The sequence below is a fragment of the Mesorhizobium tianshanense genome (assembly GCF_007830515.1).
GTDB classification, from domain to species: domain Bacteria; phylum Pseudomonadota; class Alphaproteobacteria; order Rhizobiales; family Rhizobiaceae; genus Mesorhizobium; species Mesorhizobium tianshanense.
The window spans coordinates 74,875-99,572 of sequence record NZ_VLKT01000019.1 but is presented as its reverse complement, the minus strand read 5'-3'; the positions used below and the strand labels follow the sequence as shown (position 1 = coordinate 99,572).

31 protein-coding genes and 1 other annotated feature are annotated in these 24,698 nt (G+C 64.4%); of the genes, 14 read left to right on the top strand and 17 right to left on the bottom strand.

What is annotated here, in order from left to right; genetic code table 11:
- Positions 1-9: 9 nt before the first annotated feature.
- The 6 genes from IQ26_RS16765 to IQ26_RS16740 are packed head-to-tail and all read right to left on the bottom strand — an operon-like array spanning position 10 to position 5,931.
- Positions 10-939 (bottom strand): phosphatidate cytidylyltransferase, encoded by a 930-nt coding sequence (locus IQ26_RS16765; protein WP_145719165.1) that lies wholly within the window; start codon positions 937-939, stop codon positions 10-12.
- Positions 940-951: 12 nt separating this feature from the next.
- Complete coding sequence (locus tag IQ26_RS16760) at positions 952-1,716, bottom strand: lysophospholipid acyltransferase family protein (protein ID WP_145719163.1); 765 nt, start codon at positions 1,714-1,716, stop codon at positions 952-954.
- Positions 1,717-1,724: 8 nt separating this feature from the next.
- Positions 1,725-2,150, bottom strand: a complete 426-nt coding sequence (locus IQ26_RS16755; protein WP_145719161.1) for a hypothetical protein — start codon at positions 2,148-2,150, stop codon at positions 1,725-1,727.
- A complete protein-coding gene (locus IQ26_RS16750) occupies positions 2,147-3,511 on the bottom strand; it encodes a phosphatase PAP2/dual specificity phosphatase family protein (RefSeq protein ID WP_240547147.1) in 1,365 nt (454 codons plus the stop codon). Before IQ26_RS16750 ends, IQ26_RS16755 begins: the two co-directional genes overlap by 4 nt.
- Before the next feature lie 2 nt (positions 3,512-3,513).
- Positions 3,514-5,304, bottom strand: coding sequence for a bifunctional alpha/beta hydrolase/class I SAM-dependent methyltransferase (locus IQ26_RS16745; protein ID WP_145719159.1), 1,791 nt, complete (start codon positions 5,302-5,304; stop codon positions 3,514-3,516).
- Between the two features lie 30 nt (positions 5,305-5,334).
- Positions 5,335-5,931 (bottom strand): CDP-alcohol phosphatidyltransferase family protein, encoded by a 597-nt coding sequence (locus IQ26_RS16740; protein ID WP_145719157.1) that lies wholly within the window; start codon positions 5,929-5,931, stop codon positions 5,335-5,337.
- A gap of 242 nt (positions 5,932-6,173) precedes the next feature.
- Here IQ26_RS16740 and IQ26_RS16735 point away from each other — a divergent pair, with 242 nt between their 5' ends.
- Entirely contained in the window at positions 6,174-7,019 is an 846-nt protein-coding gene (locus IQ26_RS16735) for a hypothetical protein (protein WP_145719155.1), read from the top strand.
- Between the two features lie 184 nt (positions 7,020-7,203).
- Positions 7,204-7,359 carry a hypothetical protein gene (locus IQ26_RS39145; RefSeq protein ID WP_156090937.1) on the top strand — a complete coding sequence of 52 codons (156 nt, stop codon included), beginning with the start codon at positions 7,204-7,206 and terminating at the stop codon, positions 7,357-7,359.
- A 21-nt stretch (positions 7,360-7,380) separates the two neighbouring features.
- Here the strand turns inward: IQ26_RS39145 and IQ26_RS16730 are convergent, their stop codons facing one another.
- Together IQ26_RS16730 and IQ26_RS16725 are read right to left on the bottom strand one after the other, a co-directional pair.
- On the bottom strand, positions 7,381-7,803 hold the full coding sequence (locus tag IQ26_RS16730; RefSeq protein ID WP_145719153.1) for a BA14K family protein: 423 nt from the start codon (positions 7,801-7,803) through the stop codon (positions 7,381-7,383).
- Positions 7,804-7,836: 33 nt separating this feature from the next.
- The gene (locus tag IQ26_RS16725; RefSeq protein ID WP_145719151.1) at positions 7,837-8,262 is read right to left on the bottom strand and encodes an EF-hand domain-containing protein; all 426 of its coding nucleotides are present in this window, start codon (positions 8,260-8,262) and stop codon (positions 7,837-7,839) included.
- Between the two features lie 258 nt (positions 8,263-8,520).
- Here IQ26_RS16725 and IQ26_RS16720 point away from each other — a divergent pair, with 258 nt between their 5' ends.
- The 5 genes from IQ26_RS16720 (at position 8,521) to IQ26_RS16700 (ending at position 10,903) form a co-directional block, all read left to right on the top strand.
- A complete protein-coding gene (locus tag IQ26_RS16720; protein WP_240547146.1) occupies positions 8,521-8,970 on the top strand; it encodes an EF-hand domain-containing protein in 450 nt (149 codons plus the stop codon).
- Between the two features lie 62 nt (positions 8,971-9,032).
- Entirely contained in the window at positions 9,033-9,416 is a 384-nt protein-coding gene (locus tag IQ26_RS16715) for a hypothetical protein (protein ID WP_145719149.1), read from the top strand.
- Between the two features lie 22 nt (positions 9,417-9,438).
- The gene (locus tag IQ26_RS16710) at positions 9,439-10,044 is read left to right on the top strand and encodes an RNA polymerase sigma factor (RefSeq protein ID WP_145719220.1); all 606 of its coding nucleotides are present in this window, start codon (positions 9,439-9,441) and stop codon (positions 10,042-10,044) included.
- The gene (locus IQ26_RS16705; RefSeq protein WP_145719147.1) at positions 10,041-10,502 is read left to right on the top strand and encodes a hypothetical protein; all 462 of its coding nucleotides are present in this window, start codon (positions 10,041-10,043) and stop codon (positions 10,500-10,502) included. Before IQ26_RS16710 ends, IQ26_RS16705 begins: the two co-directional genes overlap by 4 nt.
- Positions 10,499-10,903: a periplasmic heavy metal sensor gene (locus tag IQ26_RS16700; RefSeq protein ID WP_145719145.1), complete on the top strand. Its 405-nt coding sequence runs from the start codon at positions 10,499-10,501 to the stop codon at positions 10,901-10,903. The genes IQ26_RS16705 and IQ26_RS16700 overlap by 4 nt, the downstream gene beginning before the upstream one ends.
- 102 nt (positions 10,904-11,005) lie before the next feature.
- Here IQ26_RS16700 and IQ26_RS16695 read toward each other — a convergent pair whose 3' ends face one another.
- Positions 11,006-11,542, bottom strand: a complete 537-nt coding sequence (locus tag IQ26_RS16695) for an Hsp20/alpha crystallin family protein (RefSeq protein ID WP_145719143.1) — start codon at positions 11,540-11,542, stop codon at positions 11,006-11,008.
- 57 nt (positions 11,543-11,599) lie between these two features.
- Positions 11,600-12,064: an Hsp20 family protein gene (locus tag IQ26_RS16690; RefSeq protein WP_145719141.1), complete on the bottom strand. Its 465-nt coding sequence runs from the start codon at positions 12,062-12,064 to the stop codon at positions 11,600-11,602.
- Positions 12,065-12,293: 229 nt separating this feature from the next.
- On the opposite strand from IQ26_RS16690, the gene IQ26_RS16685 reads away from it, so the two are divergent.
- The 4 genes from IQ26_RS16685 (at position 12,294) to groL (ending at position 15,194) form a co-directional block, all read left to right on the top strand.
- The gene (locus tag IQ26_RS16685) at positions 12,294-12,512 is read left to right on the top strand and encodes a hypothetical protein (protein ID WP_167522690.1); all 219 of its coding nucleotides are present in this window, start codon (positions 12,294-12,296) and stop codon (positions 12,510-12,512) included.
- A 162-nt stretch (positions 12,513-12,674) separates the two neighbouring features.
- Positions 12,675-12,932: a DUF982 domain-containing protein gene (locus IQ26_RS16680; RefSeq protein ID WP_145719136.1), complete on the top strand. Its 258-nt coding sequence runs from the start codon at positions 12,675-12,677 to the stop codon at positions 12,930-12,932.
- A gap of 261 nt (positions 12,933-13,193) precedes the next feature.
- Entirely contained in the window at positions 13,194-13,508 is a 315-nt protein-coding gene (locus tag IQ26_RS16675) for a co-chaperone GroES (RefSeq protein WP_145719134.1), read from the top strand.
- Between the two features lie 57 nt (positions 13,509-13,565).
- Positions 13,566-15,194 (top strand): chaperonin GroEL, encoded by a 1,629-nt coding sequence (gene groL, locus IQ26_RS16670; RefSeq protein ID WP_145719132.1) that lies wholly within the window; start codon positions 13,566-13,568, stop codon positions 15,192-15,194.
- Positions 15,195-15,298: 104 nt separating this feature from the next.
- Here groL and IQ26_RS41260 read toward each other — a convergent pair whose 3' ends face one another.
- The 6 genes from IQ26_RS41260 to IQ26_RS16635 form a co-directional block, all read right to left on the bottom strand.
- On the bottom strand, positions 15,299-15,547 hold the full coding sequence (locus IQ26_RS41260) for an endonuclease domain-containing protein (protein ID WP_407660294.1): 249 nt from the start codon (positions 15,545-15,547) through the stop codon (positions 15,299-15,301).
- Positions 15,548-15,564: 17 nt separating this feature from the next.
- Positions 15,565-16,581: an ABC transporter permease gene (locus IQ26_RS16660; protein ID WP_145719128.1), complete on the bottom strand. Its 1,017-nt coding sequence runs from the start codon at positions 16,579-16,581 to the stop codon at positions 15,565-15,567.
- Positions 16,578-18,149, bottom strand: coding sequence for a sugar ABC transporter ATP-binding protein (locus tag IQ26_RS16655; protein WP_162457979.1), 1,572 nt, complete (start codon positions 18,147-18,149; stop codon positions 16,578-16,580). Before IQ26_RS16655 ends, IQ26_RS16660 begins: the two co-directional genes overlap by 4 nt.
- Before the next feature lie 234 nt (positions 18,150-18,383).
- The gene (locus IQ26_RS16645) at positions 18,384-19,334 is read right to left on the bottom strand and encodes a substrate-binding domain-containing protein (RefSeq protein ID WP_145719124.1); all 951 of its coding nucleotides are present in this window, start codon (positions 19,332-19,334) and stop codon (positions 18,384-18,386) included.
- 413 nt (positions 19,335-19,747) lie between these two features.
- Positions 19,748-19,894 carry a hypothetical protein gene (locus IQ26_RS16640; RefSeq protein ID WP_208760173.1) on the bottom strand — a complete coding sequence of 49 codons (147 nt, stop codon included), beginning with the start codon at positions 19,892-19,894 and terminating at the stop codon, positions 19,748-19,750.
- A 47-nt stretch (positions 19,895-19,941) separates the two neighbouring features.
- Positions 19,942-20,133 carry a hypothetical protein gene (locus IQ26_RS16635; protein WP_145719122.1) on the bottom strand — a complete coding sequence of 64 codons (192 nt, stop codon included), beginning with the start codon at positions 20,131-20,133 and terminating at the stop codon, positions 19,942-19,944.
- Between IQ26_RS16635 and IQ26_RS16630 the strand changes: the two genes are divergently transcribed.
- Together IQ26_RS16630 and IQ26_RS16625 are read left to right on the top strand one after the other, a co-directional pair.
- Positions 20,132-20,353: a hypothetical protein gene (locus tag IQ26_RS16630; protein ID WP_145719120.1), complete on the top strand. Its 222-nt coding sequence runs from the start codon at positions 20,132-20,134 to the stop codon at positions 20,351-20,353. The two genes, IQ26_RS16635 and IQ26_RS16630, sit on opposite strands and share 2 nt — an antisense overlap.
- Positions 20,354-20,379: 26 nt before the next feature.
- Positions 20,380-21,813, top strand: coding sequence for a LuxR C-terminal-related transcriptional regulator (locus IQ26_RS16625; protein ID WP_145719118.1), 1,434 nt, complete (start codon positions 20,380-20,382; stop codon positions 21,811-21,813).
- Positions 21,814-21,820: 7 nt separating this feature from the next.
- On the opposite strand, the gene IQ26_RS16620 is transcribed toward IQ26_RS16625, so the two are convergent.
- Positions 21,821-22,828 carry an aldo/keto reductase gene (locus IQ26_RS16620; protein ID WP_145719116.1) on the bottom strand — a complete coding sequence of 336 codons (1,008 nt, stop codon included), beginning with the start codon at positions 22,826-22,828 and terminating at the stop codon, positions 21,821-21,823.
- A 245-nt stretch (positions 22,829-23,073) separates the two neighbouring features.
- Positions 23,074-23,129 (top strand) — a sequence feature (sul1 is cis-regulatory element that is thought to sense ions involved in sulfur or methionine metabolism; They are found in Alphaproteobacteria).
- 75 nt (positions 23,130-23,204) lie between these two features.
- On the opposite strand from IQ26_RS16620, the gene IQ26_RS16615 reads away from it, so the two are divergent.
- Positions 23,205-24,689 carry a SulP family inorganic anion transporter gene (locus IQ26_RS16615; protein ID WP_145719114.1) on the top strand — a complete coding sequence of 495 codons (1,485 nt, stop codon included), beginning with the start codon at positions 23,205-23,207 and terminating at the stop codon, positions 24,687-24,689.
- Positions 24,690-24,698 lie beyond the last annotated feature (9 nt).

Below are 24,698 nucleotides of genomic sequence, written 5' to 3'. Positions count from 1 at the left end.
AACTCGCTCTCACGTCCAGAAATAGCGCACCGTGTGAAAGAACACCGGGGCGGCGAAGACCAGGCTGTCGGCGCGGTCCATCATGCCGCCATGGCCGTCGATCAGATGGCCCCAGTCCTTCACCCCCTGGTCGCGTTTGATGGCGGAGGCGACCAGCCCGCCGAGGAATCCCATCAGGCAGGCGATGAAGGCGACGGCTGCCGCCTGGACGGGCGAAAACGGCGTCAGGAACGACAGCAGCGCGCCAAGCAGGCTCGACGTCACCAGCCCGCCGACCAGTCCCTCCCAGGTTTTCGACGGCGAAACCTTGGGCGACATCAAGTGCCTGCCGAACAGCTTGCCGAAGATGTATTGCAGCACGTCGCTGCCTTGGACGGTGATGATCAGGAACGCGACCAGCAACAAATTGCGGCCCTCGAAGCCGGGCACGTCGAGTGTCAACAGCGCCGGCACATGACTGACGCAATAGACCGAGATCATCACAGCCCATTGCTGCGCCGAAACGCGTTCGAGAAAGCGCTCGGTGTCGCCATGAAGCGCGGTGATCGCAGGCATCAGCAGGAAGCAGTAGACCGGAATGAAGATGGTGAAGAGGCCGTACCATGCGGTCCACACCAGCCAGTACTGGAACGGGATGATGAGGCCGAACATGCCGAGTAGCACCCAATGGTCGCTGCGGCGGCTGTGCGTCAGCGTCACGAACTCACGCAAGGCGGCAAACGAGATCAGCGCGAACAGGATGGTCATGCCCGAGCGGCCGAAGAAGAAGGCGACGGTGATCGCCACGACCATCACCCACCAGGCGTTGATGCGCTGGTTGAGGTTGACCAGCGTCGAGGAGAGCGGCTTCGGTGCGCGCCACGACAGGATGCCGGCGACCAGGCTTGCCGTGGTCAGCACCGCAGCGAGGCCGACAACCAGAATGAGGGTTTCGTGCATGGGCATGGTCTTCTAGTCGTCCCTTTGAGCATCGTGCCGGATATCGGATCGGGTACGATGCTCCAGGCTCTTGTGATCGCATGATGTTTTCCGGAAAACCGGGTTCGACTTTTCCGCATCATGTGTTTGCGGGCGGGGGTTGAGCGCAAGCAGCGTCTGGCGGGCGCGGTCGAGAAAGGCGCGTCGTTCCTCACCTGGCGCAAGGGCGATCGGCGCGCCGAAGACGACGCGGCAGAGCAGCGGCACCGGCACGAACTGACCCTTGGGCAACACCCGCGACATGTTCTCGATCCAGCACGGGATGAGTTCGACGTCGGGCCGCGCCATCGACAGATTGTAGAGGCCGGAGCGGAACGGCAGCAGCGGCGCGTCGGTCATGTTGCGCGTGCCTTCGGGAAAGATGATCAGCGAATGACCTTTGTCGAGCACCGACAGCATGATTGCGATCGGATTCTGCGCCTCGTCGGTCCACTGCCGGTGGATGAGCACGGAGGACAGCATGTCTTGCGCGATGAAGCGGCGCAGCCGCGATTTTCCCCAATAGTCGGCGGCGGCGACGGCATGGGTGCGGGCGCGCTCCTTCTCGTCGAGGCAGGCCGACAACAGGATGAAGTCGCCGTGGCTGGCATGGTTGGCGAAGTAGATGCGCTGCCGGTCCGATGGCTGGCTGCCGTTCCAGATCGGCCGCACGCCGGTCACCGCCCAGGCCAGCGCCGACAGGCCGACCGAGGTGACGGTCTGCAGCAGGGTGAAGCTGCGGGTGCCAAGCTTGCTCATTGTCCGGCTCAGAAAGACAAGGCGGCGGATGCCGCCACGAACAGGCCAAGCGCGATACGCTGTTTCATCAGCAGGCGCTGCGTGCCCGCGATGCGCCGGTCGAGCGAGCGGATGCCGGCAGTGGCCGGTTTGACGCGCATGCGCGCCAGCACGTCGTCGACCGAGGCACCGCCAGCGGCCTCGCTGATGTGGCTCGCCATCAGCCAGAACAGCAACGCGTCGAACACGAGCAAAGCCGAGAGAGCGATGGTGATCACGCCGCTCGCGGCCGCGACCAGCCAGGCCGCCGCCGCAAGCGTCGTCGCCTGTGGCTGCGCTGCCACGGCAATGACCGGCGCGGCCACCAAGACGGCCAGCACCAGCAGCAGCGGCCACACCGCCTGTGTCATCAGGCTGGCGGCGAAAGTTTCGGCTCTGTCCCGATGGGTACTCATGCCGGCTCGTCCACCGCGATCGCAAGATGCACCGGTCGGCCCGATGCCGCGAGCTGCTTGTGCGCCTGCGCCGGCGTCGGCGAGCGGCCGCTGGCAACCAGCCACTCGGCGACGACGCCGGCGCTGCGCTGGAAGCCGAGCGCGCAGCAGACCAGCACGGTGCCTTGGCCGCGCGCGTCCTCGATCATTGCCACCGCCTCGGCAAGCTTGTCCCGGGGCGGCGGCAGGAGGTCGAGCATGGCAAGGCTGGTCCAGCTACTGGTGACGCCGCGCGGCCGCTCCAGCTCGCCGGCAAGGTCGATCACCGTGCCGAAAGCATCGGCCTCTGCGGCGGTGGGAAAGCGGCCGAGGAAGATGCCGTCGGCAACCGCGATCTGCGGCGTCAATCTGCGCGTCCATGCCCATATGTTGACTTTCGCGCCAAGCCGGTAGGGCAGCAGCAGAACACGGCTGGCCAGCGAGACGCTGCCGTCGTCCGCTTTCTGGAACACCTTGGCTCCGGCCCCGGCATAGGCGAAGGCGACGATGGCCAAAGCCAGCGCCGGCCACAGCAGAATGAGCCACAGCGCCGAGGCGAACGCGCCGGCCACGGCGCCGGCTAACGCAAGCGCGGCGCCAAGCGCGTAGAACAGCGCCAGCCGCCTGGCCTTGGCGTCGGCGGTCAGCCGGAAGCGGGCGAACGGCAATTCGCCGTCGCGCGGAAACAGCCACAGGGTGAAGAAGCCGAGCAGCGCGCCGGTCGGGATATCGATGACGTGGTGCTGCCATGTCGTCAGCACCGAGGCGCCGATCAGGAAACACCAGGCATGCCAGACGATGGCCATGCCTTTGAGGCGATAGCGCCAGTGATCCCAGATGATGACCAGCAGCGCGATGTGCAGCGACGGCGCCTGGTTGAACGGCTTGTCGAAGCCGCCGAGCACCGCGAACATGAAGCCCGGCAGGCCTGATGTTTGCGGCTGCGTGAAGGTCACCGTCAGCGGGAACAGGATGAAGCAGGCGACGGCGATGATCTGCGCCGTGAGATAACGGCCGGCGAGGCGGTCGACGCCGCTCTTCGTATCGTTCAGCAGCAGCGACAGGCCGTAGAACAGGTTGATCGACCAGTAGGGCACGATCGTCCAGGCGATGAACGGGATGCCGCGCTCCCAGGCGAAGACGATGCTGCCGACATCGTCGCGCCGCGACGCCAGCCAGTTGGCGAAGCCGTAGGTCGAATAGAAGAACGGCGCCAGAAACGCCAGCCACAACGCCGCCCGCAGCACCACGCCGGCATAGCGCGCGCGGGCAGGGGCAGTCTCGTTTTGAGAGGGCCCGTGGGGAGGAGCGGCAGCGGCGGGGCCAGGGGCAGGCGAGACCATGCTCAGACGCGCCGCGCGACCGAAACGGTGAAGATGCCCCATTGGTCGATGCGCTGGTCGAGCTTCTCGAAGCCGGCCGCCGCGACCAGCTGGTCCATCTCGCCTTGCGTGCGCCGGCGCATCACCCAGGCCTGGCCACCGCGGTGCGAGGTCAGGCTGCGCGCGATCATCTCGAGCTGCGGGTGCCAGGGCTGGTTGGTGTAGAGAAGCAGGCCGCCGGGCTGCAACGCCTTGGCCAGCCCGCCCAGCGAGCGGGCGATCATGGCGTTGTCGGCAAGCAATTCGTAAAGCCCGGAGACGATGGCGAGATCCGGCGCCGGCTCCAGCCCGGCAAGCATCTGGGTGTCGAAGGCGTCGGCCTGATGGAACGAGACGCTGGTCGACAGATGCCGTTCGGCGATCAGCTTCCGTCCGAGCGAAACATTGAGTTCGGAGAAATCCTGCAGCCGCACGCTGGCCGGCGGCTGAGCGCATTTGGCGACGGCGTCGAGCACGTAGCGGCCATGGCCGGCGGCGATATCGACGATATGGACCGGCCCGCCGGCGGACTTCAGTGTCCCGGTGGCGCTGCCGATCAGCTCTTCCAGATTGAGCTTGCGCTGGCGGATGCCGCGCCAGCCGATGGCGTCGAGAAAGGTGCGGTCGATCATGCGACCAAGCGGACCGGTACCCCGCGCCACGTTCTCATAGACATAATCGAGCGTCGAGCCGGAATCGAAGCCGGTGGCAACCCCCGTCTTCATGCCTGACGACAGCCATGCGCCCATGCGGATCGAGGCGCGGCTCATGGCCCAGTAGAGGCCCTTCGGCGACAGCAGGGCGAGCGGCGACGCCAGCCGGTCGGCCTCGTCGCGCGTGTAGCCGGCGCGATCGGCCCCGGTCAGGTCGACCGGCTTCTTCGGCGTCGCAAACTGTTTTTCGAGGAACGGCTTGATCAGGTCGAGCGCCTGGCGGCGGTCGCGCTCGCCCAGCGTGTCGTGGAAGAATCCGGGCAGCACATGCCGTTCCTTGGCCGGGCTGGCGAGATTGACGAAGAACTCGTGCTGCGGTCCATGCCGCACCACCCAGTCGCTGCCCGAGATCAGCACTTGCGTCGGCACGGTGATGGCGCGCGCATCCGAGACGATGCGCGCGGCGTGGTCATAAAGCTCGACCAGGATGTTGGAGGCGATCGGCCGCGTGATCAGCGGATCGGCCTCGAAGGAGGCGATGCGCTCGGGGTCGTGCGTCAGGAACTTGGCCTTGACGTAGGAATTGACGAAGAAGCGCCCCTTGATCTTCTGCCACAGCGCAATGCCTTGCTTGGCAAACGGCACGTAGAGCTTGACCGAGAAGGCCGGCGAGGCCAGCACCAAAGCGCGAATCTGCGGCGCATAATCATGCACCCAGGCGGCGGCGAGCACGGCGCCGAAGGATTGCGCGATCAGCGCGATATCGCGCTGGCCGAACCCGTCTCTGCCGATCTCGCGCACAAAACAATCGATGTCGCGCACCAGCGCCGCAAAGGACGGCGCATAGCCGCGCTCGCCGGCCGAGCGGCCATTGCCGCGTGCGTCCCAGGCGTAGAAGGCCTGGTCGGGCATATCGAGTTCGTCGACCAGATGGGCCATGCGGCCGCCATGCTCGTGACCGCGATGGAACAGCAGGACCGCGCTCTTGCGGCTTTCCGATAGCGCAGGCCAGTAGCGATAGAAGATCTCGGTGCCGTCATGGCTCTTGAAGCTGCGCTCATGCGCCACCCGCTTGAGACTTGCCACGGCTGCTGCGGCGGCAATCGTCTGTTCGTGAAGCATGTTGTTCCCCTGGCGGTTGCGACCGGAATTTCAGCTCCCGTTAAGGCCGCTGCGTATCCGGTTGATGGCGGTCACCAGCGAGAATGTAGCCATGGCCGGAAACACAAAGGGCGCAATGTCCTCGACCCACAGGCCGCAGGCGACAAGCACGGCGATTATGCCGAGCGCCAGCGCCCGGTCGCTCTTGCCGAACGGCCCGGCATAGTTGCGCCCCGTGCCCGCCGCTATGCCGAGCACGCCGGCGAATTCCACGATGTTCGCCGCGATGGCGAAAGCGACGACGCCCCAGGCTGGGAAGACGGCGGCAAAGGCCAGGATCAGAGCGAGGTCGGAGACAACGTCGCAGAGTTCGTTGAGATACATGCCGAGTTTCGACGCCTGTCCGTGTTCTCGCGCCAACATGCCGTCGATGGCGTTCAGCGCCATCCGCGCGAACAGCACCACCGGCATCAGCAGGAAGACCGCGCGATGGTCGGCAAGGGCGGCGACCAGATTGCCGGTGGCGACCGACAGGGCAGCGGCCAGCAGCGTGATCTGGTTGGCAGTGACGCCGGCCACGGCCAGCCGATCGGAGAGCGGCCGCAGCTTCGCCTGGAAGGCCGGTTTCAGCGCATACAGCGTCGGCATGTGCGAACCCCCCGGCCGCGGTGCAATCAATGTCGGCGAGGATGGTCAATTGGCGCGCAAGACGCAAGGGCGGCGAGCGGTTGTAGTACATGGTTACGATCGGCGGCGCCGGACGCGCTTGGGAGAAGAGATTGCGCCGGCGATTGATCCGTAGGTCATCCGTAAGCGCGCTCCGGCTAAATCGCGGCGCTGGCCAATGGTGGCTATGGCAGTTGACGACAATTTGTCTTTCGGAGGTGACCATGAGCAACGGGCAGGAACTGCAGGAGCGCGCATCCATAAGCCGCGCGAAGGTGAACCATGCCGAGACTGAACCGCACATCGCGGCCTTTCGATCATTCCTGAAGCAACGCCTTGCGAAAGAGATGGAGTCATTTGATCCGACGCATGAGAGAACGACACGGACCACGGATACCGGCATCGTCAGGGAAGATAGCAGACGATATCTGGAAGCCTGGGCAGCCGACCAGGCACTTCGTCCCCCGCAAGCCTTGAGATTCACCGTCCAACCGGGCGAGCGGTTGATTGGACCTCCCTACGAAGCCGAGTTGAGCGAAGGCAGCGGCAATGTGCACAGTTTCACGTCAAGAAACGACGGAAAGTTGGGAACGATATCCACAGAAGGCTTTTCGTCCTCGGGTGTGGGTATTTTTCTGGAATCACCCATTGCGTTGGACGCTGCGGTGAAGCCATTGGGCAACAGCGAATTCAGTTGGCTGTCCGCCGGGGGACCAAGTCCAAATCTGCGCTCCAGAGGTGGTGTCGGCATAGCAGTCCATGAAATCGGCGGCCCCGCAGCGCTGGTCGAGCGCATGGCAACATTGTGGAGCGTCGTCGGAACGACTGGAATATTGCAAGGCGACAACGGTGGCGGGCCTATCGCTGACGCAGTTGTCGCCACAACCCCATTCGGCCATATGCTGCTGGCGCCGGCGCTCTTTCGTATGCAGCCGGGGAAGCTTTACCTCATTTTGGTGTGGCTATGGCAGACCTTCGCTGCCAACGGAGACGACGGTTTCATCTGCTTCCAAAACGCACAGGTTCCTGCATTCGTGGTTTCGGCTCGCTCGCCCACATACATAGGGTAGCGGGTATCGGTGCGGGCCGGCAGGAATCGTCTCCCCCATCTCCAGGCTTTTGTGACTTGCAATCAACGCGAACGAGTTGCGATTTGCCGCCAACTTCGCCACCGCCTTAGTAAAGTTGTTACCGTTTTCGCGAAAACGGTAACAAACTCTGCTTCAAGCCGCGCTGGATGTGGGCCGAAATCACGTGTCGGCAGTCCGCCTTTTCCTGCCGGTCGTCGACACATTCGTCAGCGTAGCCGAGGTGGCTCGCGCGCTGGTCGATCTCAACCCGACCGCGATCGTCACGTCCGACGGGGAAGGGTTGTCTACTGCGACCGCCAAGGTCAGGCGCTCGCGCTGACTGACGTTCCTCCCGCCCGTCTCAGCTATAGGGCGACCAGCACTGCTGGCGGGGGCCGTTATAGGGTTGGTAGCTGTTGTCCCAGGCGCGGTACGAGACATAACGGTCGTAGCACCAGCGGACATGCGCGGCGGCGAGCCGGGCGGCAGGTCGTGGTGGCGGGGCGGCGGTTGCCGCGGCAACCCCGGCGGCGAACGCGGCGGCCGGAAACCAGTAACCATTGTAGTAGCGATAGCCGGGGCGCATGTGCACATAGCCCCGGTGGCCGTTGTAGTAATAGGCGCCGCCGACGACATAGAAGCCGCGCCGGTGGCGGATAGGCTCGGGCGCAGTGGTAGCCGATGTCAGGCCCGAAGCGGGCACTGTCGGTAGGGCATTGGCAGGCGAAGCAAGTACTGAAGCGCCGAGCATCAGTCCGCAAAACGCTGTGATTGTCTGTCTCATCCTATCTGTCCTCTGGTATTGAAAGGTTGCCGGTCACTGGCGCCTGAGCGTCCGCAGTTCGGAAAGCGAAAGCGCGCGGTCGCCGTTCTTGTCCGCCCGCAGCAGCCGGTCGGGAATGAAGCCGGCAAACTCGTCGCGCGAAATTTTGCCGTCGCCGTTGCTGTCCATGTGGCTTGCCTGCGCCTTGAAGCCCGCAACCTGCGCGCTCTGGAAGTCGCGTTTGGCCTTGACCTGTTCCACGGCGGTGCGCACCTCGTCCGGATCAAGCCGACCGTTGCGGTTGGCGTCCATCCGGTCGAACATCTGCGCCCGCGCCGCCTGGATCTCGCCGAACTGCAGCATCCGGTCCCGGTTGGTGTCGATGCGCTGGAAGATTTCCCTTGCTCCGGACCCGTTTGCCGCCCAGGCGCCACTTGCGCCAAGCAACAGGCCCGCGCAGGCCATGGCGATCTTGTTCATGTTGGTCTCCACTTTCGATCGGACGGGCCGCTGCGGACCGTCCTTGCAGGGTCTTCTACGCGCAGCCCTGCCTGCTCCTACGCGGCAGGCGGCGATTTTTTTGCACGACGCCCCGGATGGCGGCTTCGGCCTCGCCGGGCGGGTGGCGCGAATTTTTTTGCCGGTGAGCGTAGGGGCGGGGTCCTTCCTGCGTATCGGTCAACAGTCGCCGCCGAAACCAACGACAGCGCGGCCAATGACAGCGAAAGGACCATCATCGTGAAACGTTCAGTACTCATTACGGCCCTGCTTCTGGGGCTCGCACCGCTTTCCGCCGTGCACGCCCAAGAGATTTCGGGCACGGACATGCCGGGCAAGCGCATGCTCCAGCGGGTCGACGTCAATGGCGACGGCGCGATTTCAAAGGACGAGATGCTTGCGGCCCGCGAGCGCCTGTTCACGAAACTCGATCGCAATGGCGATGGCGTCATCGACGAGAAGGAAATCGAAGGCGCCCGCGACGCCATCATGGATCGCGCCGACGCCGCGCAAGCCAGGCTTGGCACTCGCTGGCGGCGCATGGACGGGAATGGCGACGGCAAGGTCTCGGAGGACGAGTTCCGCAACCGCATGCCGCTGTTCGACCTCGCCGACCGCAATGGCGACGGAGCGCTGTCGGCGGACGAGATCGCCGCCGTCCGCAAGCTCTTTGCCGATCGCGCCGGCTGACGATCCGATCACATTCACCGCTCAGAAGAATCAGTTTTTTCAATAAAACCAAGGAGTAAGACATGCTTCCTTCAGCGAAGATTCACCTGTTCTGCCTCGGCGCGATGCTTGTGGCGTCGACTGCCGTGCCGGTGGCCGCCGAGGAATGGCAACGGCCGACTGCGCATGGCGGCGAGATCAGCCGCAGCGTCAGCCGGGATGGTGGCGTCTATACCGGGTCGACCACGCGCACCGGTCCTAATGGCGGTACCTATACATCGAGCTCCAAATGCGTGGCGGGCGTTGTTGACCGCTGCGCCAGAAGCTACTTTGGCACCGGGCCGGACGGGCAGTCCTTCTCCGGCAAGCGGGTGTCGGCGCGTGGGCCGTTCCGTGGTCGCTCGGCCGGCAGCTTCACCGGCCCGGACGGGAACACGGCTTTCGGGTTCCGCCGCTGGCGCCGTTGACGTTCAGGAGCCTGGCTAGTTGGTGCCCGCCGCCGTGCAGCATGAGGAGCCCCGTGACGACGAACTGCTGGCACGGGTGGCGGCGGGCAACCAGGGCGCCCTGTCCGAGCTCATCGCCCGCCATGGCCGGGGCTTGCGGATTTTTGCGGCGCGCTATCTCGGCAATGCCGGCGACGCCGAGGATGTGGTGCAGGAGGTGTTCGTGACGATCTGGAAACAGGCCGCCCGGTTCGACCCGGCCAGGGGGCGTGTCTCGACCTGGCTGTACAGGATCACCGCCAATCGCTGCATCGACCAGCGCCGACGCCGGGCGCTGCGGACCTTCATCGGTCTCGACGACGTCCATGATGAGGTCGCTTCGCAGGAAGCCGATGCCGAAGCGACGACTGCCGCGCGGCAGGAGCTTGCGATCGTCCGCGACGGCCTGTCGCGCCTGCCGGAGCGTCAGCGCATGGCCGTGCTGCTGCGGGCCGTCGGCGATCTCGATATCGCGGCCATAGCCGAGGTGATGGGCGGCAGCGCCGGCTCGGCGGAGCAATTGCTTGTCCGCGGAAGGCGGGCGCTCAGGGACCATTTGCGGGATCATTTGGCAATGGCGGCCGAAGGCCGCGAAAGGAAGTCCTCATGAGACGGGACGAGTTCGAACGAAACAAGCGCCGCTTCGGCGACGACGTCGACGCCTGGCCGGCTCCCTTCCGGCAGCAAGCACTAGCCTTTATGGCGGGTGCAACAAACCGATCGCCGCAAGATGATCCAGATCGCGCGCTTGATCGCCTCGTGCTGGAAGCGGTCCTGATGGACAGCGACGAACAGGCGCTGGCGCGCAAGGTGCTGGCGCGTATCGACGCCGGCCGGGCGCGGCCGTCATTCCTGCCGGGGTTCCTCCTTGCGCCGGCGGGGCTGGCGGCTTGCGCCGCCGCCTTTCTGGCGGCTGCGACACTGGCCGGCTACCAGGTGGCGCGGCTGCAGGACGACCTGCCGGATTCGGAGCTTCTGGCGCTGGCTTCCGGCGCGCGGCTGTCTGACGACGGCCTATCTGGCGACGGCATCGCCGCCGATCCGGCGGCAGGGGAGGATTCGCTTTGACGAGGCATTCCCTGATATGGACCGCGACGCTCGTGCTGCTCGGTCTTTCGCTCGCCGGCAACTTCTTCCTGCTCGGTTACGCCGCTCACGGCCTGCGGCCAGATGGGGCGGGACGCGTGCTGATGGCCGAGATCGCCAGGGCCTATCCGCCCGAGGTGAGGAAGGAGTTCCGAAGTATCCGTCGCGCAAACCGTCCGCGCACCTTAGCGGCACTGCACGAGCTGCGCATGGCGCGGGCCAAGCTGGCAGCAGCGCAGCAGGCTTCGCCCTTCGACGAAGCGGCCGTGAAGGACGCGATGACGGCGGTGCGCACCGCCACGACGACCCTTCAGGCCACCATGCAGGACTACCTGTTGACGGCGCTGAAGAACATCAAGGCCAAACCCGCTGCCGGAAGTTGATGCCGGCAGGGGTTGTCCTTACCAAGTGTATCCGGCCCAAGTGTGTTAGGACCAAAGGTATCAGCGCGGCCGGGCGCGAGTTTCTTCGCGCCCGGCGCTTTGTCAGTGCTTGCTCTTGCCGGGACCGGCGGCACTGCCACTGATGGCGATGCGCCTGGCCTTCGCCTGCGCACGCTGGGTCTTCGGTAGCGTCACTGTGAGCACGCCGTTGTGGAAGGCGGCGTTCACCTTGTCCTCCTCGACCTCGTAGCCGAGCGGGATGCGGCGCTCGAAGCGGCCGTAGAACCGCTCGGAGAACTGCCTGCCCTTGTCCTCGGTCTCGGAGCGCTTCTCGCCACGCAGCGTCAGCACGCCGTCATCGAGCATCACCTCGATGTCCTTCTCGTCCATGCCGGGAATTTCGGCGGTCACGCGGATCTCCTTCTCGCCGTCGGAGATTTCGACGCTCGGCCAGCTGCCGCGCGCCGGCGAAAATCCGCTGAACGACGGCATGCGCGTTTCGAAACCGCGGAACGCGTCGTCGATCAGGCGGTTCATCTCGCGATGCAATGCCATGAACGGGTCCCGGTCATCGTCACGATAGAAGCTGGAAACCGGGCTGTTCTCCCGGCCCCAGGGAATGAGATCACGAATAGCCATTGACGTTCTCCTTTCTCGACTGGCTGTGCCAAAGGCGGCGCCAGAGCTCGCCTTCGCTCAGGCGGCCTGCTTCGGCTTCTCGACCTGCCCGGCCTTCGGCGCGCCGTCTTCCCCGGCGATCGTGATACGACGCGGCTTCATCTCCTCGGGCACTTCGCGCACGAGGTCGATCGTCAGCAGGCCGTTGTTGAGCGAAGCCCCGGTGACCGTCATGTGATCGGCAAGCTCGAAGCGCTGTGTGAACGGCCGCACCGGAAGGCCGCGATGCAGATATTCAACCTTGTCCTGTTCCTTGCGCTCGCCCGAGACGATGAGAAGGTTCGGCTCGTGGCTGACGTCGAGATCGCCTTCGGAAAAACCGGCGACGGCTATCCTCACGCGGTAGCTGTTCTCGTCGCTTCGCTCGATATCATAAGGCGGCCAGCTGTCGGCTGCCTGAGGCGCGTTTTCCAGCAGGTTGAAGATGCGGTCGAAACCGATGCTCGACCGATAGAGCGGGGAAAAGTCGAATGCGGTTCTCATAGCTACATCCTCCATTGAGCAACATAGTACGAGGGACGCCAAAGAGCTGGCGCTCCCTGGGTTCTGCCGGCCCCATTCGGCAACCGGCAATTTTGATTTGGTCATTGTCAGCCCGAAATCAAGACCCAGATTCTGTCCCGCTGCCAGATTTTGTTGCCAGATTTTGGCTGGCAATGCCGGTTTCAACCTTCATTTGTGGGTCGCGCCGGCACACCGCATGGAGGACATCATGACCATGACACGCGACGACATCATTTTGGTGCTGGGCCCGGTGGACGACGCCGTTATCGCCGACATCGTCTCGACCGGCGCGACGATCGAAGAGTTGCGCGAGGCCTTTGCCTGGGTCGGCGCCGATGAGGCGCTGGTCAACGAGGGACGCCCGCTGCCGTCGGCAAGGGTGGCGACGCTGATCGGGCTTCTCGAGCCGCCGGACGACGAGATATAGCTGGCCGCGGCGCCTGCGCAGCGGACGGGGTTTGCAGCAGGGAGGCCTTGAAGCCCGCAGGCAAACGAACCATCTCGTCCACCGGCGCCGGTCCGAGATCGGCTGCCTTCATGCTTATTCGAGGATGTTACTTGCTCTAAAAACGGAAAGAAGGAGGAAGTGATGAACGACGTCCCATTTTCCGAGCCGATCACGCTCAGGCTCCAATCCGCCGGAGAGCGCAAGGTCGCCAGCAGCTGGGAAGCCATCGAATGCATGCAGCAATGGCCGGACCGGGCGCGCGGCCGGAGCTGGCGCGCAGCCTATCGCGCCTGCCGCGACGCACTCGACGGCTGGCGCACCGCGCGCGAGGCGCGCACGGCCTTCGTCAAGGCGGCTCGCACGGCCGGACTGCTTATCCCGGGACGTAAATCCGCCTAATTGCCGGCGCAGGATGCGCGGTGCCGCAGAGGGTCGACTCTCTCGAGCCGCCGGACCTGAATAATTCCATGATTACAGTGCATTGGCACTCTTGGTCGGCGAGTGCTAAAATTTTTTTAGCGCCCTCTTGAAAGCCCCGAGCGCCAAACTAATTCGATAAGCGCGCGATGCCTGAGCCAGGGTCGCGCACCCCGCGCCGGGCCGATATTGCCGGTCCGGTCTGGAGGCTTCGAAAATCTGTTTGTCCAAGAGGAGAACAACATGACGTTCCGTCCGTTGCATGACCGTATCCTGGTCCGCCGCATCGAGGTCGACGAGAAGACCGCCGGCGGCATCATCATTCCGGACACTGCCAAGGAAAAGCCGCAGGAGGGCGAGGTCATCGCCGCCGGTCCTGGCGCGCGCGACGATAGCGGCCAGCTGCAGCCGCTGGATGTCAAGGTTGGCGACCGTATCCTGTTCGGCAAATGGTCGGGCACCGAGATCAAGCTCAATGGCGAGGACCTGCTCATCATGAAGGAGAGCGACGTGCTGGGTGTGATCGAAGCCGCCGGCAATATGCAGAAGGCCGCTTGAGCGGGCCTCGACAAGCAATCAGTCAATGAAAAGCTGCCTATTTGAAGGAATTATCCAATGGCTGCCAAGGAAGTGAAATTCCATACCGAAGCCCGCGAGAAGATGCTGCGCGGCGTCGATATCCTCGCCAATGCGGTGAAGGTGACGCTCGGCCCCAAGGGCCGCAACGTTGTCATCGACAAGTCGTTCGGCGCGCCGCGCATCACCAAGGACGGCGTCACGGTGGCAAAGGAGATCGAGCTCGAGGACAAGTTCGAGAACATGGGCGCACAGATGGTGCGTGAGGTGGCTTCGAAGACCAGCGACACCGCTGGTGACGGCACCACGACCGCGACGATTCTGGCGCAGGCCATCGTCCAGGAAGGGGCCAAGGCGGTTGCCGCCGGCATGAACCCGATGGACCTGAAGCGCGGCATCGACAAGGCGGTCGACGCCGTCGTCGCCGACCTCAAATCCAATGCCCGCAAGGTGACCAGGAACGACGAGATCGCCCAGGTCGGCGCCATCTCTGCCAATGGCGACGCCGAGATCGGCCGCTTCCTCGCCGAGGCGATGGAAAGGGTCGGCAATGAGGGCGTCATCACCGTCGAGGAAGCCAAGACCGCCGAGACCGAGTTGGAAGTGGTCGAAGGCATGCAGTTCGACCGCGGCTACCTCTCGCCTTATTTCATCACCAACCAGGACAAGATGCGCGTCGAGCTCGAAGAGCCCTATGTGCTGATCCACGAGAAGAAGCTCTCCAATCTGCAGGCCATGCTTCCCGTGCTCGAAGCCGCCGTGCAATCCGGCAAGCCGCTGCTGATCATCGCCGAGGACGTCGAAGGCGAGGCGCTGGCGACGCTGGTCGTCAACAAGCTGCGCGGTGGCCTAAAGGTTGCAGCCGTCAAGGCGCCGGGCTTTGGTGATCGCCGCAAGGCCATGCTGGAGGACATTGCCATCCTGACCGGCGGCACGGCAATCTCGGAGGACCTCGGCATCAAGCTCGAGAACGTCACACTGGAAATGCTCGGCCGCGCCAAGAAGGTTCTGATCGAGAAGGAGAACACCACCATAGTCGACGGCGCCGGCCGCAAGGACGAGATCCAGGGGCGCATCACCCAGATCAAGGCGCAGATCGAGGAAACCACTTCCGACTACGATCGCGAGAAGCTGCAGGAACGGCTGGCCAAGCTCGCCGGCGGCGTCGCCGTCATCCGTGTCGGCGGCTCGACCGAAATCGAGGTCAAGGAGCGCAAGGATCGCGTCGACGATGCCATGCACGCCACACGTGCGGCGGTCGAGGAGGGCATCCTGCCCGGCGGCGGCGTTGCGCTGCTCAGGGCGGCGAAGGCGCTCGACGGCGTCGCCGTCGACAATCCCGACCAGAAAACCGGCGTCGAGATCGTGCGTCGCGCGATCGAAGCTCCGGTGCGCCAGATTGCCGAAAACGCTGGTGCGGAAGGCTCGATCATCGTCGGCAAGCTGCGCGAGAAGACCGACTTCGGCTATGGCTGGAACGCGCAGACCAACACCTTCGGCGACCTGTACTCACAGGGCGTCATCGATCCGGCCAAGGTGGTGCGCACCGCGCTGCAGGGCGCCGCCTCCGTTGCCGGCCTGCTGGTGACCACCGAGGCGATGGTGGCCGAGAAGCCGAAGAAGGAAGGAGCCGCGCCGGCAATGCCCGGCGGCGGCATGGACTACTGACACCGTGATGACAGCTAATCTCCCCCCTCGTGGGGGAGATGTCCGGCAGGACAGAGGGGGGCGCCGTAGAGCACCGACCTTGCCGCCATGTTCGCCACCACGCTCTAGGGTGTGCCAGCCAGACCGGCCTCGATGAGGATGTGCTGGCAGACATTGTCAATATCGCGAATGACGTCGTCATTCCAGAAGCGCAGGATGATCCAGCCGTCCTGTTGCAGGCGCCTTGTCCTTGTGCCGTCACCTGCAGCTTCGGCATGCTGCGAGCCATCGACCTCAACGCAAGCCAAAGATAAGATGGGAAACTGTTCGCGATGTCCTCGCACACCTGTTCGCGATGTCCCCGGTCCAAACAGGGGGGAAATTGGCAGCGTCACCGTCGCACGCGCGACTTCAGCCAGCGGTCGAACGCCACGGCGAGGATGAGGATCAGGCCGATGACGATGCTTTGCGTGTAGGACGAGACGTTGTTGAACTGCAGCCCGTTCTGCAGCACGCCGATCAGTGCCGCACCCACCACCGTGCCGCCGACGCTGCCAATGCCGCCGAACAGCGAGGTGCCGCCGATGACGACGGCCGAGATCACCGTCAGTTCGTAGCCGATGCCGGCGACGGCTTCCGAGGAATTGAGCCTGGCCGACAGCACGAAGGCGGCAAGGCCGGCAAAGAAGCCGACGATGACATAGACCGAGATCAGGATGCGGTCGACGCGCAGGCCCGACAGCCGCGCCGCCTCGGCATTGCCGCCGACGGCATAGACCGCGCGGCCGTAGCGCGTGTAGCGCAAGACGATATGGCAGAGGATCGCCGCCGCCGCGAAAATGATCGCCGGCACCGGAACCGGGCCGATCAGCCCGGTGCCGAACCAGCGCATCGAGGCATCGAAGCCGGAGATCGGGCCGCCATTGGAGATCGTCAGCGTCAGGCCGCGAAACACGGTGAGGCCGCCAAGCGTGACGACGAAGGGCGGCACCTTCAGCCTGGTGATGGCAAAGCCCTGGACGCCGCCGGCAAGGGCGCCGACGACCACGGCGGCCAGAAGGGCTGCGAACCAGCCATAGCCTTGCGTGCCAGATGTCGACAGCGACAGCGTGTTGGCGGTGCCGCCCTTGGCCACCACCGCCGCGACCATGCCGCAGAAGGCCAGCAGCGAACCGACCGACAGGTCGATGCCGGCGGTGAGGATGACGAAGGTCATGCCAAGCGCGATCAGCCCGGTGATCGAGATCTGCCGCATGATGTTGAAGATGTTGATGGGGTCGATGAAGCTGGGCTTCAGGACGGTGAAAACGACGATCAGAACCGCCAGGAACATCAGCGGGCCGAAGCTCATCAGCAGCCGCGCCACATTGATGCCGCCGCGCTGGCTCTGTTCGGTCGTGCTGCTCATGGGATCGCTTCCTGCTTTTGGTCGAGCGCCATCAATTCCATCAGTTTTTCTTCTGTCGCCTCGATGCCGGGCATCTCGCCGGTGATGCGTCCGCGCCGCATGGTTACGATCCTGTCCGACACCGCAAGCACCTCCGGCAGTTCCGACGAGATCATCATGATGGCGATGCCGCGCGCCGCGAGCTGCACCAGAATCTGATGCACCTCGGCCTTGGCGCCGACATCGACGCCGCGCGTCGGTTCGTCCACTATCAGCACCTTGGGGTCGCGCGCCAGCCAGCGGGCGAGGATGACCTTCTGCTGGTTGCCGCCGGACAGCCCCTCGATGGGCTGCTCGGGCGAGGCCATGCGGATCGACAGCGTCTTCCTGTAGCTTGCCAGCGCTTCGCGCTCGCGCCGCTCGGTCATGAAGCCGGCGGCGTTGGAGTAGCGGCCGAGAGCGGCGATGGAAAAGTTGGTGAGGATGCCGAGGGCGGCGAAGATCGCCTGATGCTTGCGGTCTTCTGGCACCAGGCCGATGCCGAGCCTGATGGCATCGGCGGGTGTTTCAGGCGCGATCGGCTTGCCGTCGAGCGCGATGGTGCCGGCGGCAATGCGGTCGGCGCCGAAGATGGCGCGGGCGAGTTCGGTGCGGCCCGAGCCGACGAGCCCGGCGACGCCAAGGATTTCGCCCGCCTTGAGGTCGAGGTCGACGCCTTCGAGCACGATGGCGTGCGGCGCCTGCGGATCGCGCACCGTGCGCAGGCCGCGCACCGAGAGCCTGATGTCGCCGGCGACGTCGCGCTGCGTCGGCCTGGCGTAAAGCTCGGACGCAGCGCGGCCGACCATCTTCTCGATGATTTTCGGCAGCTTGATCGGCCCGCCTTCGCGATCGAGATGACCGGCCAGCCTGCCGTCGCGCAGCACCGTCATCCGGTCGCAGATGGCGGAAGCCTCTTCCAGCCGGTGGGTGACGAACATGATGGCGACGCCGTCCTTGCGCAGCCGGTCCATGATCGACATCAGCTTCTGCACTTCGGTTTCGGTCAGCGCCGAGGTCGGCTCGTCCATTATGATGAGGCGGCTCTTCAGCGACAGCGCGCGGGCGATCTCGACCAGCTGCTGCTCGGCCACCGACAGTGCCGACACCGGCGTCGCCGGGTCGAGGTCGAGGCCGACGCGGGCGATGATGGCGCGGGAGTCTTCCTCCATCTTCCGCCAACTGACCAGCCCCAGCGGGCCGAGCGGCGCGCGGCCGATGAAGATGTTCTCCGCCACCGTGAGCGTCGGGATCAGGCTCAGTTCCTGGTAGATGGTGACGATGCCGAGGCGCTTGGCATCCTGCGGATTGTGCGGATTGAATTCGACGCCGTCGAAGACGATGCGGCCGCTGGACGGCGGCATCACACCGGACAGGATCTTGAGCAGCGTCGATTTGCCGGCGCCGTTCTCGCCGAGCAGGCCGAGGATTTCGCCGGGCCGAACCTCGAGCGAGACGTTGCTCAGCGCAGTCACGCCGGCAAAGCGCTTGGTCACGCCCTCGACGGCGAGGAGGGCGGGGCTCTGTGACGATGCTGCGTCTTCAGCCATGGACAAAGGTTTCTCCCACGGTGCAGTTCATGCCACCTCCAACGCCGAGCTTGAACACCCCCCTCTGTCCTGCCGGCATCTCCCCCCTCGAGGGGGGAGATCGGATGTCATGGCCGCTTTCGCTAATCTTCGGCGTTGAAGAGAGGGCGACGCGTTGAAACCGCCAATCTCCCCCTCTTGAGGGGGAGATGTCCGGCAGGACAGAGGGAGGGCGCTGTCCCGCCGGCACCCGTCCTACTTCGTCTCGCCCAGCCTTTCAGCCTTGTCGAGATTGTCCTTGCCAATGACGATCGGCGTCAGCAGCACGAGCTTTTCCTTCGGCTCGGTCTTGTCCTTGGCAAAGGCGACCGCGATCTGCACCGCGGTGCGCGACTGCTCGCCGGGGAACTGCTCGACCGTGCCGGCCAGCTTGCCGTCGCGCACGGCGACCAGCGCTTCGGGAAGCGCATCGAAGCCGTAGATCTTGACGTCGGTGAAGTTGCGCGCCGCGCAGGCTTCGACCGCGCCGAGCGCCATGTCGTCATTGGCGCAGATGATCGCGTCGGGCTTGCCGTTGGCGGCAAGGCCGGCTTCGGTGACGGAGAGCGCCTCGGCGCGCGCGAAGTTGGCGGTCTGCTCGAAGATGATCTGGTACTTGTCCTTCAGCGGGTCGAGAACGTTGTGCACGCCCTTGTTGCGGTCGATCGCGGGCCCAGCACCTGGCTGGCCCTGCAAATGGAAGATCTTGGCGCCGTTCGGGAACGCCGCCACCATGGCCTGCGCCTCGGCCTCGCCGCCCTTGACATTGTCGGCGCCGACATGGGCCAGAATGCCTTCGACGCCGTCGACGCGGCGGTCGATGGTGACGACGGGAATGCCGGCCTGGATCGCTTGCTCGATGGCCGGCGCCAGCGCGTTGACGTCGAGCGGCGAGATGACGATGGCGTCGACCTTCTGCACGAGCGCCGCCTCGATGTCGGCGGTCTGCTTGGGCGCCGAATTCTGGCCGTCGCTTTCGGTCAGGTTGACGCCTTGCGCCTGCGCCTCCGCCTTGATCTGGTTCAGCATGTGAACGAAGAACGGAAAGCCGAGGCTCGGCACCGAACCCAGGATGGTCAGCTTATCCTGAGCAACGGCAAGTTGCGGAGCGGCCAGCGCCAATGTGCCCATCGCCACGGACGACAGCAGGAACTCACGTCTGTTCATCGATTTAGTCTCCTCCACATGAACGCACGCCCCCGAAAGCCGGAATGGTCTCCGGCAGGCTCATGCGTCGATTCAAAAATGGAGTGTCCTTTGAGCGCCCATGGGGACGCAACGGCGCTCCAGCCGGTCCACCGCGACGTTCTCCTCCGCTCGGCGCCGACGGGCGGATGCTAGCCAAGGCCGGAGGTTTGCGCAAGAACGGGCGGGGTTCGGCGCCGGTCGGGTCCCTGGCTTGTCCTTCGGCGCTTCGCAGAGGTTCGCCGGCTTGCTGATTTCGGATTTGTCGGTCGTCAGCGACAGCAAGGTGATCGATCCAAATATGACCGCAGCACCGACTGCTCCGGTTGGCGACAGCCGCTCGCCCAGGAATATGGCCGCGCCAACCGCTCCGAACACGCTCTCCGCGCTGACGATCACCGCGGCATGGCCGGCGGACGGCAGCGCAGGCCCACGGCGCTGAGCGGATCGAGGTGATCCAGCACGGTTTTCTGCGCAATATTGCCGAAGCCCCAAAAGGCAGCAGCAAGCAGCAGCAGGCAGTTGGCCTGCACCTTCGACATATCGATGTCTCGACAAAGCTTGCGATGCAAGAGCGGATCGCTGGTTGCTAGCGGACGGCCAGCTTGTCCAACCGTTTGCAATACAGGCGGGCGCCGACGGGGACGATCTCGTAGCCGGCGTCGTTCAACTGGAGCTTCATCTCCTCGAAATGCCGATTTGAGCCGCTAACGATGGATTCAGGCGTGTAATCCCAACCGTTGCGGGCGGCATTGGCCAGGATGTCGGCATAGAGCCGCATGCTCGTGATCTTCACATCCGATTCCAGCACCTGCCTGCATCCTCTTGCGAACGACGGCGACTGGGCGACGGAAACACTCACGATCGTACATGCCAGCATTATGGACACAGGACGCATGGAAACCTCCCCCGATTGCAGCTTGTTGCTGGAAGCGATCCTCCAGCCTTTGCGCCTGCGGCGGGATCGAGCAGATGCAGTATTCGACCTCCTGCATTTGTAGTATTCTGTCCTGGGACGGGCTCCACGATGATGCTCAACGACGCTTCGAAAGCGCAGACGCTCGATGCCTTATCGGGCCGCGAGCGCTCGGTCGCGGAAAAATTCGCCGCCGGCATGACCTACCGCGAGATCGGCGAGGCACTTTTCATCGCCCCGACCACCGTTCGCACGCACCTTGCGACCATCTATGAAAAACTCGGGGTGCGTACCAAGATTGGGCTTGCGGCGTATTTTGCCGACGCTTCCGGCGCACAGCCGGCTCCATCCTTGTCCGGCGCCTCGCCGGTGCTCGCCATATTCCCGATTGAATGCCTGAATCCCGAAGAGCGATGGCGCCGCTTCGCCGACGGCCTGTCGTCGGACATCACCATCGATCTAGCGCACTACGCCGGTTTGCCTGTCATCGCCTTCCACACCATGAAGTCGCTGGGCAGCAAGCCCGCCGATTTTGTGGCGGACAGCAAGGCGCTCGGCGTCACCTATATCGTGTCGGGCCAGTTGCGCGCCGACGACCATAGGATTCGATTGACGATCGAGCTTGCCGACGCACTCAACGGCGTCAGCCTGTGGAGCGAACGCTACGACCGTCCGGTCGAGGATATTTTCGCACTGCAGGACAGCCTGACCGAAAGCATCATCAATGTGTTCGCCGGCAGTTACGGAACGCTGGCCACCGTCGGCCGCAATGCGGTTCGCCGCAAGCCGCCGGCGAGCTTGCGGGCCTATGACTGTTATCTGCTCGCCCTCGAACAGCACACCACGTTCAGCCGCGCCGGCAATGCCGAGGCGATCCGTCTGTTTTCACGCGCGCTGGAGCTTGACCCTACCTTCGCCAACTGCTGGGCCGAGCTCGCCTATGCCTATTCGATCGAGGCCTGCAACGGCTTTGGCGACGACGTGCTGACATCGATCGAGAACTGGCGGACGGCTGTCGAAAACGCGCTGCGGCTCGACCCAACGGACAGCTGCGCCCACGCATGCCTTGGCAATCTCAGAGCATGCCTTGGCGATCTCGAAGGAGCGGAGCGCGCGCACCGGCGCGCACTCGAATACGGCTGCAACCACGCCGGCATACTGGCGCTGCTGGCCGGCAGCAAGGCGCTTGTCGTCGGCGATCCGGCCGAGGCGATCCCGCTCATCGAGCGTGCCATGCGCCTCAATCCACTGGCCCCGCCCTGGTATTTCGGCATGCAAGGCCGCATCCTGTTCGCCGCCGGCAGGCATCGCGAAGCCATTGCGGCGCTCCGCAGGAGTTCGCCGGAGTCGCCGGACGTGCTGATGTTCCTGGCGCTCTCGCATGCAGCCATGGGCGAGGCCGGCGAGGCGGCGCGCGCCGCGGCCCGCTTGAGAGCCGAATTTCCGGGCTTTTCGGTCGAACGCTTCATCGCAGGCTATCCCGTGACCAACCGGGACGCGTTGCTTGCCATCCGGCATGCTGCCGAACTGGCGAAGCTGCCGTAGACGCCGCCTACCGGTCAACCATCGCCATGACGCGCTCGTTGTAGCGGTCACCCGAGACCTTCCCCGGCGCCAGTGCGTCGTCCAGCGCCGCCATCTCGGCTGCGTCGAGCTTGATCGCCGCGGCGGCGACATTCTCCTCGAGGTATTTTCGGCGCTTGGTGCCGGGGATCGGCACGATGTCCAGCCCGAAGTCGCCGCCCTTGTGCAGCAGCCAGGCCAGTGCGATCTGGCCCGGCTTGACGCCCCTGGCCGTGGCGATGTCGCGGACAACGCCGGCCGCCTGCACATTGGCGTCGTAGTTGGCACCCTGGTAGCGCGGGTCGCCGCGGCGGAAGTCGCCCTCCGGATAATCCTCGGCGCGCTTGACGTCGCCGGTGAGGAAACCGCGGCCAAGCGGCGAGAACGGCACCAGGCCGATGCCGAGTTCACTGAGCAGCGGAATGATCTCCGGCTCCAGATTGCGTTCCCACAGGGAATATTCGCTCTGCACGGCCGTCACCGGATGCACGGCGTGCGCCCGGCGGATGTTGGCGGCGCCGGCCTCCGACAGGCCGAGGAAGCGCACCTTGCCCTGAGCGATCAGTTCGCCGACAGCGCCGGCCACATCCTCGATCGGCACCGCCGGGTCGATCCGATGCTGGTAGAGCAGGTCGATATGGTCGGTGGCGAGCCGGCTGAGCGAACCTTCCACCGCCTCCCGGATATGCTCCGGCCGGCTGTCACGGTCGGTGCCGATCTGCTTGCCGTTTTCGATACGGAACCCGAATTTGGTGGCGATCGTCACCTCGTCGCGCCGGCCCTTCAGCGCGCGGCCGAGCAATGCTTCATTGGTGTGCGGGCCATAGACTTCCGCTGTGTCGAGGAAGGTGCAGCCGAGTTCAATGGCGCGATGCAGTGTGGCGATCGATTCCGCCTCGTCGGCCGGGCCGTAGGACTGGCTCATGCCCATGCAGCCGAGGCCGATCACCGATACCTGCAGCCCCTGGCTGCCCAGCTTGCGTGTGCTCAAGGTCATGGATGAGATCTCCGGCTAATGTCAGGTTCGCGTGCGTCAGGACCATATAGAGCGCTTGCCCCGTTTCCACAGTCGCTCAGCTCTGGGCCGACCGCACGATTGCGTGAGCGTGGGAGAGGATCCCTTTGTGCCGGTCTTCGAAGCCAGCTCCCTCAGCCGCATCAGGACGCGCTCATCGCCGCGGCGCAGCTTGCCCATTGTCATGTTGCAATGCGGCATACTCTCGCTCTATAGAGGGTCATTCGATCGGACCCGGTGAGAATCCGGGTGGCTCTTCCGGCCGCCGACCCGCTGGACAACGCAACTGCCAATCATGAGCCCTTGAACGGATCGCCTGATCCGGGCGGTTTTGTGTTTCAACGGACCTTCCCCTTCCATGCATTCAATTACCGCTTACCGCGACCAGTGGTTCGGCAACATTCGCGGCGATATTCTCGCGGGTCTGGTGGTTGCGCTGGCGCTCATCCCCGAAGCCATCGCCTTTTCCATCATTGCCGGTGTCGATCCCAAGATTGGCCTCTACGCGTCGTTCTCCATCGCGGTGATCGTCGCTATCACCGGCGGCCGTCCCGGCATGATCTCGGCGGCGACCGCCGCGACCGCCGTGCTGATGGTGACCCTGGTCAAGGAGCATGGGCTTCAGTATCTCCTGGCCGCCACCGTACTTGCCGGTCTCATCCAGATCGCTGCCGGATTGCTCCGTCTCGGCTACGTCATGCGTTTCGTGTCGCGCTCGGTGATGACAGGCTTCGTCAACGCGCTGGCAATCCTCATCTTCATGGCGCAGTTGCCGGAATTGATCGGCGTGCCGTGGCTGACCTATGTGATGGTGGCGGCCGGGCTCAGCATCATCTATCTGTTTCCGCTCCTGACGAAATCGATTCCCTCGCCCTTGATCTGCATCCTCGTGCTGACCGCGATCGCGATGTATTTCGGCCTCGACCTCAGGACGGTGGGCGACATGGGCGAACTGCCCTCGACGCTGCCCGTCTTCCTGATTCCGCAAATTCCGCTGAACCTCGAAACGCTGATGATCATCCTGCCGTATTCGGCGGCGGTGGCCGCTGTCGGGTTGCTGGAATCGCTGATGACCGCCTCGATCGTCGACGATCTTACGGACACGCCGAGCGACAAGAATCAGGAATGCATCGGTCAGGGTATCGCCAACACCGCGACCGGTTTCATCGGCGGCATGGCCGGCTGCGCCATGATCGGCCAGTCGATCATCAACGTGAAGTCCGGCGGCAGGGGTCGCCTGTCCACATTCTGCGCGGGCAGCCTCCTGCTGTTCATGATCGTCGTGCTCGGCGACTGGGTGAAGCAGATACCGATGGCGGCCCTCGTCGCAATCATGATCATGGTCTCGGTCGGAACATTCTCCTGGTCGTCGATCAGGAACCTAAAGCATCACCCACGCAGTTCGTCGGTGGTCATGCTGGCGACGGTTGTCTGCGTCGTCTTCACCCATAATCTGGCGATCGGCGTTCTTGTCGGCGTCCTTTTGTCCGGCATTTTCTTTGCCTGGAAGATCGCGCAAATCTTCCGGGTCACGTCCATGCTGTCGCAGGACGGTACGGCGCGGGCCTACGTCGTCGAAGGCCAGGTCTTCTTTGCGTCGGCCGATGACTTCACCGCCGCCTTCGATTTCAAGGAAGCGCTTGAAAAGGTGACAATCGACGTCAGCCGGGCGCATATCTGGGACATCTCCAGCGTCGCAGCGCTTGACATGATCGTGCTGAAGTTCCGCCGGGAAGGCGCGACAGTCGACATCATAGGGCTGAACGAGGCAAGCGAGACGATCGTGGACAGGCTCGCCATTCACGACAAGCCGGGCGCGCTTGAACGCCTCATGGGGCACTGAGGGAGGAAC